The organism is Mediterraneibacter gnavus ATCC 29149 (assembly GCF_008121495.1).
In the GTDB taxonomy this organism is placed as follows: Bacteria; Bacillota; Clostridia; order Lachnospirales; family Lachnospiraceae; genus Mediterraneibacter; species Mediterraneibacter gnavus.
In genome coordinates this window covers 2,731,073-2,745,003 of record NZ_CP043051.1, presented here as the reverse complement: position 1 = coordinate 2,745,003, position 13,931 = coordinate 2,731,073, and the positions used below count along the sequence as shown (strand labels likewise).

Below are 13,931 nucleotides of genomic sequence, written 5' to 3'. Positions count from 1 at the left end.
CTCCTTTTCTCTTCTTTTTGCCTCGCCGGATTTTAAAAATAAACCCGTTCTCTGTCCGGATGCTCTCCGGACCATCCAATCTGAGGCATTGTCTCCAGACGATACATATCTTCTGTGGATATCTCAAATGAGAAGATATCCTGATTTTCTTTCATCCGCTCCATGGATGAGGATTTCGGCATTGGTATCACGCCATTCTGCAGTGCAAACCGCAAACAGATCTGTGCCGGTGATACATGATACTTCTCAGACAACTCAAGAATCAGCGGCTCTTCGAACACTCGTCTTCGTCCGATCGGACTCCATGCCTCCACAAGAATCTGGTTCTTTCTGCAATAGTCTACTGCTGCCTGTTGTGTATATCCAGGATGATATTCCAACTGATCGACCGCCGGAGTCACCTTGGCATTCTGCATCAGGTTCTCAATGTGGTGCGGCAGAAAATTGCTCACCCCAATGGCGCGGATCTTTCCTGCATGATACAATTCTTCCATTGCTCTCCAGCTCTCTAAATCCAGTTCCTTCCAGTTTTTGCAGTCCAACGTGGGCCGTGGCCAGTGGATCAGATACAAATCCAGATAATCTGTGTTAAGCTGCTCTAAGGTTTTCGCAAATGCAGCCTTTGTCTGTTCATATCCCATATCCTCTTTCCAGACCTTGGATGTCAAAAAAAATTCCTGCCTTGGAATCCTGCTCTTTTCAATAGCCTCTGCCACATATTTCTCCGTGCCGTAAACAGAAGCCATATCAAAATGCCTGTATCCGGCACGAATTGCAGTACCGATGATATCCGCGCTGTTTCCTTCTGCGGCTTTATAAGTTCCAAATGCAGCACACGGAATCTTGACCTGGTTATTCAAAATACGATAATTCGAATTACACTCCATCTTTCTGGCTCCTTTCTCTTACTGCACAACCACGAGACCTCAGAATTAAAAAACGCCCCTTTTTGCATATCCTGCAAAAAGGGGCGAGATCATACTCGCGGTTCCACCCTGTTTGAACCGGTATTAAATACCGGAACCACTCATTTGTGATGATAACGGGATCACCGGGCTGTTTTCAGCCACTCAGAGGTAGTTTTCAAATGCTTCCGTAAGCGGGAGCTTCCAGCCTGCGACTCCCTTCTCTGTCTTCTTCCACATCCTACTCGTCTCGTCATTGTATTGAAATATTATATTCTCAACCTAATCCTCATTATAACATCACTTTTTGTTTTGTCAACCAGATTTCTTTTTTCCTCTCTGAATCCACAGCCACACAACCGCAAAAAACTCCCGTACCATATAGTTCAAAAACAAAATCCGGTTACATCCTGCCGCAATTCCCGTCAGGTTCTCATACCCTTCACTTCGTCCGATCAAAAGTGCCCGAAACAAGTGAAAATTATTTGTCACAATTCCAACCGGTGTTTTCAACTCCTCCAGATAAGCTTTGCTAAACCGCAGGTTTTCCCTCGTCGTCCGCGACTGATCCTCCAACATGATCTGCTCGTCTTTTACCTCATGTTCCCGCAAATATTGTGCCATCGCATAAGCCTCTGAAACATCCTCACCTTTTCCCTGACCGCCGGATACGATGATCTTCACCGAAGGACAGACCTGATGATACAATAAAGCAGCATCCAGTCTTCTCTTTAATGAATCTGTGATCCGCTCTCCCCGGACCTGCGCACCAAGCACGATCAGATACCGGCAGTTCTTCTTTCTTCCAGGCCTCATGGCACGTACAATAAAAAACTCCACCGCAAGAAAAAGGATCCATATTCCCGCCACACAGAAGAACAAAAGCTTTCGCGTCACTTCTTCTTTTGTCGCAGGAATCATCAAAAAGTGCCCGATCCCCGCCACCATCCAGAATCTGGCAAACGTAGAGTCCCATTTTCCGGTATAGAAACAGAGGATTCCATAATAAAAGAGAAACAGCGCCCCTGCCGTGATCAAATAAATTTCCATGCTCATCTCCTGTTCTTTTTTCGAAACATAAAAGGGAGACTCATCCGAGCTCCCTCTCATACGATATACTGCTATGCATTTCTTCCACAGCACATTTTATATTTTTTACCACTTCCGCATGGACATGGATCATTTCTTCCGATTTTCTTTCCTTTGCGGATCGTACCGGACTGTTTCTGCTCACGGTATAACTGTTTTTTCTTTTCTTCGTCAAAAATAGCATTCCACTGTGGCAGTTCATATAACCAGTCTGCTTTTGCATCGATCATATTTTTGTATAACAGCTCTTTGTCAAAGATCAGATTCACTTCCGTATCCTCTGTCATCGTCTCAATCGGATTCGGCACTTTCAGACTGTCGTTGATTCCATCCAGAAATCCTACCATTGTCAGAACTTCCTGTCCATATTTTTCAGCCAGCTCTTTGACCGTACCTTTCACTTCTACATCAGGCTCTGTCAAAAGCTGCTCATAAATTCCTCTTTCAATGCTGAAATAACGACCCCAGAACTTCTCTAACTGCTCTTTGGACAGTTCTCTGTCGTATGCCATATCTCTCCATTGATCTAATAAACATTTTTCACTCATTGTAAAAACTCCTTTTTCTTAGAAATTCAATCGTGGTTCTATTATATAACACTTTTCTCTGTCAGTAAACTACTAATTTTACCGCTATATTGCAATCTTTCTATCTTTTGTATATAATAAATCTGCCGGAGCAAAAAGATGCTCCGGCAGATTTATAAAAAGATAAAAGAAAGGAATCTAATATGAAGAAATCAAAACGTATCATGGCACTGATCGGAGCAATCCTGCTGGTTCTTCTTTACGTCAGCACACTCATCTTTGCTTTTATAGACAGCGTTGTCTCTCAGAAGCTTCTGATGGCTGCCATTGCCGCCACGATCCTACTGCCTGTACTGTTATATATCTATACACTCTTTTCCCGTACATCTCATACGGATGACTCCGACTCGAACGAGTAATGTTCTTCTGTTAAACATACAGCTCTGCCATCGCAACGGCAGCATCCAGTTCCTGCTGCCTGCAGACTGTTTTTTTGTCTCTTTTTCTTTCGGTCTCTCGAATTTTCTGTCTTTTCTCCAGGTATTCTTCCATCGATATCATCTGTAATCTGTTCTGTATACTATTCTGACGCATAAAATACCTCCTTTTTCCGGCCTCAGCCTTATTATTTTATGATACTGCCCTCTGAAATATGTCATTTTTCCGCCTGCTTGACAGAACTTTTTTTGTCCCCTGACACTCTTTTATCCTACTGTCAAATTGTGACGCCGATGTGGCTGATTTCTAAAGTTTTTCATAAAAATCTCTTAACATTTTTTCACAAAAAAAGATGCTCCGCTGCCAGCTTTTGCTGGCAGATACGGAACACCTTCGTTCACCTTTTATCTTTTGCGATAAATGATATCGTCTCTTCCCGGTCCGTTGCTGACCATTGTGATCGGATATCCAATCTGTTCTTCAATAAATTCAATATACTTTCTGCAGTTCTCCGGCAGTTCTTCGTATGTCTTGATTCCGCGGATATCACATTTCCATCCCGGAAGTGTCTTCAATACCGGTTTTGCTTTTTCCAGGAGATGTGTTACAGGGAACTCTGTTGTCACTTCTCCATTGATCTCATAGCCTACACATACCGGAATCTCATCCAGATATCCAAGTACATCCAGAACTGTAAACGCTACATCTGTCGTCCCCTGCATCCTGCATCCGTATTTGGAAGCAACACAGTCAAACCATCCCATACGTCTCGGACGTCCTGTTGTCGCTCCGAATTCACCGCCGTCTCCTCCGCGGCGTCTCAGCTCATCAGCTTCCTCGCCGAAAATCTCGCTGACAAATGCACCTGCTCCTACTGCACTGGAGTATGCCTTGCATACTGTGATGATCTGTTTGATCTCATACGGAGGGATTCCCGCTCCGATCGCACCGTATGCCGCCAGTGTGGAAGAAGATGTTACCATCGGATAAATTCCGTGATCCGGATCTTTCAGAGAACCGAGCTGTCCTTCCAGAAGAATCTCTTTGCCTTCTTTGATTGCATTGTGCAGATACAGAGAAACATCACATACAAATGGTGCTACCATGTCTCTGTACTCTGTCAGTTCTTTATATAAGTCGTCAGGATTGATCAACGGTTTATGGTATAAGTGCTCCAGAATCACATTCTTCTGCTCTGCAACGCGAACCACTTTTTCTTTCAGAAGCTCGTCATCAAATAATTCGCTCACCTGGAATCCGATCTTTGCATATTTATCGGAATAAAACGGCGCAATTCCTGATTTTGTAGAACCAAAAGACTTGCCTCCAAGACGCTCTTCCTCGTAAGCATCAAAATTCTTGTGATAAGACATCACGATCTGTGCTCTGTCAGAAACAAGAAGTTTTGGCTGCGGTACGCCCTGTTTTACAATCTGCTGCACCTCTCCGAACAATCTCGGAATATCCAGCGCCACACCGTTTCCGATAATGCTGGTCGTATGGTCATAGAATACTCCTGACGGCAAAGTGTGCAGCGCAAATTTTCCATAATCATTTACAATGGTATGTCCTGCATTCGCTCCACCCTGAAAACGGACAATGATATCGGCTTCTTTTCCGAGCATATCTGTAATCTTGCCCTTTCCTTCATCGCCCCAGTTAGCTCCTACTACTGCTTTTACCATCTCAAATCCTCCTGCGTATTCATCGCTTTTAACTCTTAATTAGCAGTTCTTATGAATCACTGCCCTATGAATTATACTATACTTTTCTCATTCTGTAAAACACTTTTTCTTTTTTCTACATCAGAGGTGCGATCAGACGCAGCACTCTTCCGCAGATCCGCATAAAAATACCGGTATTTCCGATATCTGACGCTGTAACTTTACAGCTCTTTTTCAGTGTTTCCTGAAAATCTTTTTCAATTTTATGTACCACCGGATTGTCATACACAAAGATCCCACATTCAAAATGCAGATACAGACTCCGGTAATCCAGGTTCACAGTTCCTACTGTTGCCGTATCATCATCTGAGACAAATACCTTTGCATGCACAAATCCCGGTGTAAATTCATAAATATTAACTCCTGCTTCGATCAATTCCCGATAGTATGTCTTCGCCACCGCAAACGCATACCATTTATCCGGAATATGCGGCATGATGATGCAGACTTCAATTCCGCTCTTTGCTGCTCTTGTCAGTGTATCCAGCATGCCGTTGTCCAAAATCAGATACGGCGTCATAATATGCACATATTTTTTCGCATGATTCAAAATATGCACATACACTTCCTCCCCTACGTTTTCATGATCGTACGGACTGTCCCCGTAGGGGAGCACAAATCCGGTCTCCGGTTTTAATTCCTTTGCCATCGTCGTCAGATAGGGCTCAAATTTCTCTTTTTTTAATTCTGAAACATTCCACATCTGCAAAAACAGCATCGTCAGACTCTGCACCGCATCCCCCTTGATCATGACGGCAGTATCTTTCCAGTACCCGAACCGTTCTTTCCGGTTGATATATTCATCTCCCAGATTGATACCTCCTGTAAATCCTGTTTTTCCGTCGATCACACAGATTTTTCTGTGATCCCGGTTATTTTGTGTCGTCGAAAGTACCGGCCGGATCGGACTGAACATCTTACACTGAATCCCGAACCGACGGATTTTTTTCGGATAATCGGGCGGAAGCAGCGAAATGCTGCACATTCCGTCATACATAAACCGTACCTCTACGCCCGCGGCTGCTTTTTCTTTTAATATTTCCAGCACAGACCCCCACATATATCCTTCTTCTACAATAAAATACTCCAGAAAGATAAATTTTTCCGCCTTCTTCAATTCTTCCAGAAGCACCGGAAATTTTTCTTCTCCACATGCAAAATATTGCACTTGTGTATTCCGATAAGTAGGAAAATTCAGCTGATACTGCATATAATGCGCAAGGTTTGCATTGGCCGGCTTGCTCTCACGCAAGGCTTCAATCACCTGAGGCTCCTGCTGCATATATTTTGCTGTATCAAGCCGGAGCATACACAATCGCTTTCCGATATATCTTGTTCCAAGCTGAGACTTTACCCAAATATAGAAAAGGCATCCAAATGCCGGAAAAATCAGGATCAAAAGTACCCAGGTCATATTAAATGCCGGATTTCCTCTTTCATTGATAATATAAATTACGATCACTGCTGCCAGAACTGTAAATCCGCCGTACACATAGACGGCATAGTCATTCAGTATCGTTGCCACTCCAACCAGAACGATCAGCTGGATCAGAACAAGCATAAGGATCAGTGCTGTACGGCCAAAAACAATGCTGAACAACCCTTTCTTCGCTTTTTTCACTGCTTTATGTTCCATCTTTTTGTTTCACCCCTGCTTTTTTCAATGTCCCCAGTGTAGCACACTTTGTATTTCTCCACAATACAGCTTCTCAAAAGTTACTGTGAACAGTAACTCTCAAAGGTCTTGTAATTAACGGCGAAAAGTATTACAATGGATATCGATTCATAACATCTGCTGGAAAGGAGATTTTTACGATGAAAAAGTTTTTGAAATGGTTTCTTGGTCTTGCGGCTGTCGGTACTGCGATCGGTCTGATCATTGCTTATTTCTGCAAAGACAGTGACGCAGTTTCCGAGTATGATTGTACAGAAGATATGGAAGAAGAGGATTTTGATCTGGACAATGATTTAAAACCGGTATCGGAACGCGGATATGTGCATCTGAACAAAGCAGCATCCGATACTGCTGATACAGAAGAAGAACCTTCCCAAGAAACACAAGCAACTGATACTGAATCGGAAGAATAATGCAAAACAGGAACTGGCCACTTTTGAACAGTTCCTGTTTTTTACTTTATCGAACAAAGTCCGTCCGCCGCAGACATGTGCTGCTGGTTACCCGGATGAATATTCTCACTTCCACGCTTCTTCCAGCAATTTTACTGCTTCTTTCATCTTATCTTCACTGATATTGGCATATCCCAGCATGATCGTCGGTTTTAGCCCGTCAGGAGGATCGATATAATATTGCGAAAGTCCATATACTCGAACGCCTTTTTCCGCAGCTTTTCGAATCAATTCTTCTTCTGTCATATCACCGGCAAAATGCAGCAGCATATGTACTCCGGCATTCTCCCCCGATATCGTACAGATTTTCTGAAATGTTTTCAAACAGCCCATCAGCGTATCATGACGGCTCTTGTACAATGTCCGGATCCGGTTCAGATGCCTTTCATAATGTCCGTCCTCGATAAACTTCTGTAAAATCAGCTGATCTACCCTGGAAACCGTAGAACTTAAAAAACTGCTTTTTTTCTGAAACTCCTTTAAAAGCGGCGCAGGAAGCACCATATAGCTGACACGGATCGAAGGCGCGATGGACTTTGAAAACGTTCCGATATAGATCACCTTTTCCCATCGGTCATACCCCTGCAGCGCGGGAATAGGCTTCCCTTTGTATCGAAACTCACTGTCATAGTCATCCTCGATAATATAGCGTGCAGGGTCTTTGGCTGCCCACTTAAGCAGTTCCATCCTGCGTTTCATGGGCATTACGATTCCCAGCGGATACTGATGGGAAGGCATCACGAACGCAATATCTGCTCCGGAACTTTTCAGATCGGCCACTTTCATTCCTTTCTCATCCATATCCACTGTACATACATCATAAGACAGACTTTTAAAAAGCCGGTATGCCTGCTTGTAGGTCGGGTTTTCCAGAGCTACTTTATGATTCTGGCCGATCACTGTGGAAAGCAGCATCAGAAGATAGTCATTTCCTGCTCCGATAATGATCTGATCCGGATGTGCATTCACTCCCCGTGCCTGATACAAATATCTGCTGATCGCACTTCGCAGTCCGTACTCCCCCTGAGAATCTCCCAGACGGAACATCTCTGCCCGGTCATCTAACAGACTGTCCTTCGCAAGTCTTCGCCAGACATTATACGGGAAACTGTTCAGATCGACTCCGTTCGGTGTAAAATTATATTTCCACTCTTTTTTCTCTGTCTTTTCTTCTGCTCCCACCAAAGCAGGAACGACATCCAGACGATACATCCCTTCCAGTTCTGCCGCGAAATACCCTTTACACGGTACTGCTTCCACATACCCTTCCGAGATCAGCTGTTCATAGGCAAGCTCCACTGTGCTTCTGCTGACTTCCAGATATTTGCACAGAGAACGACTGGAGGGAAGTTTTTCCCCGCTGGTAATCCTTCCCTCCTGAATCTCTCTTTTAATATGCTGATAAATCTGCTCATACAGCGGTGTCTCAGATGCTGTGTGAAGATTTATAGTCAATTCATTCATAATTTCACGCTGCTTATTTCGGCAGTTTAAACGAACTCTTCAGTGACACGATCCGGTTAAATACCAGTGCATCCTCTCTGGAATCTTTTGCATCGATACAGAAATATCCCTGTCTTACAAACTGGAAGCTGTCATATGCTTTTGCATCCTCAAAATTCGGTTCTACATAGCAGTCTTTTAAGACTGTCAGGGAGTTCGGGTTCAAGTTCATGGAACCATCCTCATTATAAACGCCTTTTTCTTCATCGATCAGATTCTCGTACAGGCGCACTTCCGCTTTTACTGCATACGGTGCCGGTACCCAGTGGATCGTTCCTTTGACTTTTCTTCCGGTAAATCCGCTTCCGCTCTTCGTCTGTGGATCATACGTACAGTGTACCACTGTGATGTTGCCGTCTTCATCCTTTTCAAATCCGGTACAGGTTACAAAATATGCCTGCATCAGACGTACCTCATTGCCCGGGAAGAGACGGAAATATTTCTTCGGCGGTTCTTCCATAAAATCATCTCTGTTGATATACAGCTCTCTGCAGAACGGAATCTTTCTCATACCAAGCTCCTCATTCTCCAGATTGTTGATCACATCCAGATATTCCACCTGATCTTCCGGATAATTGTCAATGACCAGCTTGATCGGATCCAGTACTGCCATCATACGCGGTTTTTTCAGCTTTAAGTCCTCACGGATACAGTACTCCAGCATCGCATAGTCTACAGAGCTCTGGCTTTTTGATACTCCGCACATATCGATAAACATCTTGATGGACTCCGGTGTAAATCCTCTGCGGCGAAGTGCTGCGATGGAAACCAGGCGCGGATCATCCCATCCGTCTACCACACCGTCTTCTACCAGTTTTTTGATGTAACGCTTTCCGGTCACAACATTGGTCAGGTATAATTTAGAAAACTCAATCTGTCTTGGCGGCATCTCAAACTCACACTCTCTGACTACCCAGTCATACAGCGGACGGTGATCTTCAAACTCCAGTGTACAGATTGAATGTGTGATATGCTCAATTGCATCCTCGATCGGATGTGCAAAATCGTACATCGGATAAATACACCACTTGTCTCCTGTATTGTGATGCGTCATATGTGCCACACGGTAAATGATCGGGTCTCTCATATTGATATTCGGAGATGCCATATCAATCTTTGCGCGCAGCACCTTCTCTCCATCCTTGAATTTTCCGTCTTTCATTGCCTCGAACAACTCCAGGTTTTCCTCAACGGAGCGTTCTCTGTACGGACTGTTCTTTCCAGGCTCTGTCAGTGTCCCTCTGTACTCTCTGATCTCTTCCGGAGTCAGGTCACACACATATGCCTTTCCTTTTTTGATCAGTTTTACTGCGCATTCGTACATCTGCTCAAAATAATCGGATGCAAAGTAAAGATGATCCTCCCAGTCAGCCCCCAGCCACTGGATATCTTCTTTGATCGAATCCACAAACTCCACTTTTTCTTTGGTCGGGTTGGTATCGTCAAAACGCATATGGAAAGTTCCATTGTATTTTTTTGCCAGTCCGTAATTCAAAAGAATGGACTTGGCATGTCCGATGTGCAGATATCCGTTCGGCTCTGGCGGGAAACGGGTGCACACATGATCGTAAACGCCTTCTGCAAGGTCTTTGTCTATTTCCTGTTCAATGAAATTTTTTGAAACTGCTTCGTTTTCCATAAATTCCTCCTCGTGTACAAACATTCTTCCGATTATCTTATCATAAATCCGCATTTCCGACAAGGTACATACCCAACATTTTCTTTACTTTGCCGCGCCAACGTGGTATACTAACAAAGTTTCCAAAGAAAACTCCCGCGGGGAGAAATAATATTATATGTTTATGGAGGTTTTTATGAAACGAGAACAGTTTGGTTCCCGCCTCGGTTTTATCCTGGTATCTGCAGGATGTGCGATCGGGCTCGGGAACGTCTGGAAGTTTCCCTACATGGCTGGAAAATACGGCGGAGCGGCCTTTATCCTGGTATACCTGCTCTTTCTTGTCATCCTGGGACTTCCCATCATTGTATGTGAATTCAGTGTAGGAAGGGCAAGTCAGAAAAGTATTGCCACATCCTACAATGCACTGGAACCGCCGCACACCAGGTGGCATTACGCCAGATGGGCAGCCATTGCCGGAAATTATCTTCTGGTCATGTTTTATTCTATGGTAGGCGGCTGGATGCTCTACTACTGCTTTCGCATGGCAAAAGGAGAATTTGCCTCAGTGACAGCTTCTGAAGTCTCTGAAAAATACACCGGAATGCTTTCTTCCGTTCCGACGCTGATGTTCTGGACGGTACTGGTGATCGTACTTTCCTTTGGAATCTGCAGCATTGGTCTGCAAAAAGGTGTGGAAAAGATCATGAAAATCACCATGCTCTGTCTGTTGGGAATTATGGTTATCCTGACGATCCGTTCCGTGACACTGACCGGCTCTTCCGAAGGGCTGCGCTTTTTCCTGGTGCCGGACTTTGAGCGTATGGCCAAAAACGGTATCGGAAATGTGATCTTTGGAGCTATGAGTCAGGCCTTCTTTACGTTGAGTATCGGAATGGGCGGTATGGCCATCTTCGGCAGCTACTTGGATAAGAAACGTTCTCTCGCCGGAGAATCTCTGAGCATTGTGCTTCTGGATACCTGCGTTGCACTGATGGCCGGGCTGATCGTGATTCCTTCCTGCTTCGCTTTTGGCGTAGAACCAGATGCCGGACCGGGACTTGTATTCATCACGCTGCCGAACATTTTCACACAGATGGCCGGAGGACGGATCTGGGGCTCTTTATTCTTCCTGTTTTTATTCTGTGCGGCACTGTCCACCATTGTCGGAGTCTTCGAGAACATTGTCTCTTTCTGGATGGATCTGTTTGGATGGAAGAGAACCAAAGCCGTGGGGATCAATATTCTCCTGATCACAGTTTTAAGTATTCCATGTATCCTCGGATTCAGCGTATGGTCCGGTTTCCAGCCGCTTGGCGCAGGCACAAACATTATGGATCTGGAAGACTTTATTGTATCCAACAATATCCTTCCGCTCGGCTCAGTTGTATATCTTTTGTTCTGTACGCACAAAAACGGATGGGGCTGGAAAAATTTCATTCAGGAAGCAAACAGCGGAGACGGCTTAAAGTTTCCGGCAAAAGCTCGCTTCTATATGACACATATCCTGCCGTGGGTCGTAGTCGTGATCTATCTGAAAGGCTATTACGACATGTTCCGCCCGCAGGGAACGACTATTTTTGTGATCTGGATGCTGATCGCACTGGGTTGTCTTGGATTTATCGCATATATTTCCAGCAGCCGGAAAAAACAGAAAAAATCATAAAAAACTGGTATCGGCAGGTACTTTTTCACACTGCCGATACCAGTACTTTTTTGTCTTTTTATCTCTTTTCTAAAAGGCGGTCTGCCAGAATACACATTGCCTGTACAATGATCGCCGCGTGATCTACTGCAATCTCTCCGCCTGTGAGCACCTGAAACTTTCGCTCCCGAATCAGCCCTTCCCTGCATGTCTCTTCAACTTCCGCCCGGGTATCCAGCCCCTTCTCTTCATTTGACACATGAAGCTGCCAGACTTTTCTGCTGACTTCTCCTGTGTGGACTTCCTTTTCTTTCAGGCAGAGGCTGCACCATGCCGCGTCCGCCGCATCATCCCCTGCCCGTACCGTGATGTCCTGCTCGTTCACAAGCGACAGATATGCCGTTGTGATCACACGGGTCCTCGGATCTCTGTCATAATCTCCATATACTGCAAACTGTTCCAATGGAAGATCTTTTACTCCGGTCTCTTCTTCCAGTTCCCGTCTTGCTGTATCCTCCAGATTTTCCCTCATTTCGGCAAACCCGCCGGGCAGCGCCCAGAACCCGATGCTTGGATGATTGCTCCTTCGCACCAGAAGCACTTTCAGCTGATTCACCTCCAGAAGCTCTCCTGTTATAGAAAAGATTACCGCATCTGTGGTACAGCTCGGTGTCTCATATTTGCGGGGATCATAATGCTCCAGAAACGTCTCCAGATCCTCACCCTGCCGGTTTTTCTCTTTTGTCCCGTAAAATTTTTCAATTTCTTTTAAAAACGCCGCCATCTGTTTTTGCCTCCTGTCCGAATCCTTCTTTTCCTAACAGTATAGGCGTTTTTCCATTTTCTGTAAAGAAATCTAAACCACTTATTTTACTTTTACATATGGAGCGGCTACACCTTCCTCTGTGTTTCCATATCCCGGATATATATCCAGATATAAGGAATCCAGCTGATCCTCATCCGCCACATAAACCAGTGTATATTCCAGTGTTTCTCCTGCTGCCAGCGGCCGGAAGAATGCATCTTTCATTCTCTGCACGCCTTCTGTATAGTAGATCTTGTCAAAATAAATCGGGAAAGATGCCCCGTTTCCGGCTGTCCACTGCAGGTTATAATTTTCATTCGCTCCCACCAGCTGATAATCTGCCCTTGACAGGCTTCCGTCCTCATTGGTCTTCATGTATGCCAGATCCGGAGCGATGCTGATTCCCCCGCTTGCATTCCACTCTGTCTGGAAATCAGAACAATTCTCTGCCTGCATCTTTACAACTACATACTTGGAATTGACCGTTTCTGCCTCTTTGTTTGCCATTGCATCCGTTGTACCCCATTCTCCTGCATCGAGCACATATCTCTCATGCGGTTTCAGAGAGGTGTCTTCATTCACCCACAGAGCAACCTCATCTTCATACTGGGCATAGTTTTCTCTTGGAAACTGATCGACCGGCAGCGTATCCTGAATTTTGATATCCTTGACCGTAAACCGGATATCTTCAAACTCTGTTGAATTCTCATCTCTGAACGGATTTTTGATCTCCTCACCGATTGAACGCACGCCTTCTGCCGGAATCGTATTTCCCGCCTGCGCTTCCATTTCTTCCAGCCATTTCTTTTCTTCGATTTCCGTCTGGATCTCTTCCTCCGAAGGATATGGTACAGTCTCATCCAGAACGGTAACCTTCAACCCTTCTGCCACTTTTTCAATCTCTTCCTGTGGAAGATCGCTCGTATTGTGGATATAAATTCCATATCCCTCTTCTTCATTGAAAAGATATAACATTTTCTCTGTCTTCTCACTGTCCACATATTCCGAGTCCATCAAAAACAGATCCAGTTTGGTATTCTCTGTATCTGATGTCTTTACCCGGCTTTCCTTACGGAATTTCCGAAAAGAATCTTCATCCACTCTGGACATCTTGTAAAGCTCTGCCGCATTATACGGTATGATGGAAATCCCACTGTTGGTCTCTTTATTATGCCACTTTCCGCCATATGGACCTTCTTCCTGATATTCATACCCATCCGGCATATAGGTCGGCTCCACCTTGATCTGATGCGCCTCTTTCTGCTTTGTATCCACTTCAATCTGATACTGGAGTGTGTCCCCCTCCTCACTTCGCGTTACATTGAGATATTTTGTCACCGCAAACGCCGTGATGGAAAGCCCTGCCGGCAGTACTGCTGCCGCTGCCAGACCTGTCCAAAGTTTATATTTTCTGTTGTGTCTTCTCGTGGTCTGAATTCCAAGCTGTTCATACGCTTTTTTCATTCCCTCATCCACAGATTTCGGAACCTCCATATCCTTTCCCATAATTTTTTTCATCTCATCTACAGAATAGTCTTTCTTCATTTCAC

13 protein-coding genes are annotated in these 13,931 nt (G+C 44.7%); 3 read left to right on the top strand and 10 right to left on the bottom strand.

Translation table 11 applies throughout. The features are described 5' to 3' along the window. Nucleotides 1-32 precede the first annotated feature (32 nt). The 3 genes from FXV78_RS13605 to FXV78_RS13595 form a co-directional block, all read right to left on the bottom strand. A complete protein-coding gene (locus FXV78_RS13605) occupies nt 33-887 on the bottom strand; it encodes an aldo/keto reductase (RefSeq protein ID WP_004840848.1) in 855 nt (284 codons plus the stop codon). Between the two features lie 333 nt (nt 888-1,220). Then, nucleotides 1,221-1,955, bottom strand: a complete 735-nt coding sequence (locus FXV78_RS13600) for a YdcF family protein (RefSeq protein WP_009243848.1) — start codon at nt 1,953-1,955, stop codon at nt 1,221-1,223. A gap of 71 nt (nt 1,956-2,026) precedes the next feature. Then, the gene (locus FXV78_RS13595) at nt 2,027-2,542 is read right to left on the bottom strand and encodes an SEC-C metal-binding domain-containing protein (RefSeq protein WP_004840851.1); all 516 of its coding nucleotides are present in this window, start codon (nt 2,540-2,542) and stop codon (nt 2,027-2,029) included. Between the two features lie 182 nt (nt 2,543-2,724). Between FXV78_RS13595 and FXV78_RS13590 the strand changes: the two genes are divergently transcribed. Beyond that, nucleotides 2,725-2,940, top strand: a complete 216-nt coding sequence (locus tag FXV78_RS13590) for a hypothetical protein (RefSeq protein WP_004840852.1) — start codon at nt 2,725-2,727, stop codon at nt 2,938-2,940. Between the two features lie 10 nt (nt 2,941-2,950). Here the strand turns inward: FXV78_RS13590 and FXV78_RS17970 are convergent, their stop codons facing one another. The 3 genes from FXV78_RS17970 to cls form a co-directional block, all read right to left on the bottom strand. Then, nucleotides 2,951-3,115: a hypothetical protein gene (locus tag FXV78_RS17970; RefSeq protein WP_004840856.1), complete on the bottom strand. Its 165-nt coding sequence runs from the start codon at nt 3,113-3,115 to the stop codon at nt 2,951-2,953. Nucleotides 3,116-3,363: 248 nt separating this feature from the next. Next, nucleotides 3,364-4,644: an adenylosuccinate synthase gene (locus tag FXV78_RS13585; RefSeq protein WP_004840857.1), complete on the bottom strand. Its 1,281-nt coding sequence runs from the start codon at nt 4,642-4,644 to the stop codon at nt 3,364-3,366. 115 nt (nt 4,645-4,759) lie between these two features. Next, on the bottom strand, nt 4,760-6,319 hold the full coding sequence (gene cls / locus FXV78_RS13580) for a cardiolipin synthase (RefSeq protein ID WP_004840859.1): 1,560 nt from the start codon (nt 6,317-6,319) through the stop codon (nt 4,760-4,762). A 179-nt stretch (nt 6,320-6,498) separates the two neighbouring features. Here cls and FXV78_RS13575 point away from each other — a divergent pair, with 179 nt between their 5' ends. After that, nucleotides 6,499-6,771, top strand: coding sequence for a hypothetical protein (locus FXV78_RS13575; protein ID WP_004840861.1), 273 nt, complete (start codon nt 6,499-6,501; stop codon nt 6,769-6,771). Between the two features lie 105 nt (nt 6,772-6,876). Here FXV78_RS13575 and pdxR read toward each other — a convergent pair whose 3' ends face one another. Then, nucleotides 6,877-8,274: a MocR-like pyridoxine biosynthesis transcription factor PdxR gene (gene pdxR / locus FXV78_RS13570; RefSeq protein ID WP_004840862.1), complete on the bottom strand. Its 1,398-nt coding sequence runs from the start codon at nt 8,272-8,274 to the stop codon at nt 6,877-6,879. 13 nt (nt 8,275-8,287) lie between these two features. Next, complete coding sequence (locus FXV78_RS13565; RefSeq protein ID WP_009243851.1) at nt 8,288-9,952, bottom strand: glutamine--tRNA ligase/YqeY domain fusion protein; 1,665 nt, start codon at nt 9,950-9,952, stop codon at nt 8,288-8,290. Between the two features lie 175 nt (nt 9,953-10,127). Between FXV78_RS13565 and FXV78_RS13560 the strand changes: the two genes are divergently transcribed. Next, entirely contained in the window at nt 10,128-11,597 is a 1,470-nt protein-coding gene (locus FXV78_RS13560) for a sodium-dependent transporter (RefSeq protein ID WP_009243852.1), read from the top strand. Nucleotides 11,598-11,655: 58 nt separating this feature from the next. Here FXV78_RS13560 and FXV78_RS13555 read toward each other — a convergent pair whose 3' ends face one another. Both FXV78_RS13555 and FXV78_RS13550 read right to left on the bottom strand, forming a co-directional pair. Continuing rightward, nucleotides 11,656-12,360: an NUDIX domain-containing protein gene (locus FXV78_RS13555; protein WP_004840868.1), complete on the bottom strand. Its 705-nt coding sequence runs from the start codon at nt 12,358-12,360 to the stop codon at nt 11,656-11,658. An 81-nt stretch (nt 12,361-12,441) separates the two neighbouring features. Next, nucleotides 12,442-13,926: a DUF4367 domain-containing protein gene (locus FXV78_RS13550; RefSeq protein WP_039959291.1), complete on the bottom strand. Its 1,485-nt coding sequence runs from the start codon at nt 13,924-13,926 to the stop codon at nt 12,442-12,444. Between the last annotated feature and the right edge of the window lie 5 nt (nt 13,927-13,931).